The sequence below is a fragment of the Pseudomonas sp. 2995-1 genome, from assembly GCF_002742505.1.
GTDB lineage: Bacteria > Pseudomonadota > Gammaproteobacteria > Pseudomonadales > Pseudomonadaceae > Aquipseudomonas > Aquipseudomonas sivasensis.
Genome location: NZ_LJSA01000386.1, coordinates 1 through 262, shown reverse-complemented (window position 1 = coordinate 262; position 262 = coordinate 1). Strand labels below are relative to the sequence as shown.

The 262-nt window shown below is 38.9% G+C and carries 1 protein-coding gene; it reads left to right on the top strand.

The genetic code is table 11. The features are described from left to right. Positions 1-57: 57 nt before the first annotated feature. The coding region (locus tag AOA61_RS21205) for a VOC family protein (RefSeq protein WP_256583474.1) at positions 58-262 on the top strand (205 nt) is incomplete at its 3' end.

The following is a 262-nucleotide window of genomic DNA, read 5'->3' as shown; positions in this document are numbered from 1 at the left end:
ATTGAGGACACATTACACTTTTATTTAAACCATCTTCATTTAGAGGTGGAAAAAATTGTGGAAGTACCTGAGCAGAAAGTAAAAGTTGCCTTTCTCCCTTTAGGTAATTCAAAGTTAGAATTATTGGAACCGCTTACAGTTGATAGTCCCATTGCTAAGTTCATTGAGAAGAAAGGGGAAGGTATCCACCACCTGGCAGTTTCTGTTTCGAGTTTGGAGTCTCGCTTACTTCAACTTAAACAGGAAGGGGTCAACCTTATAG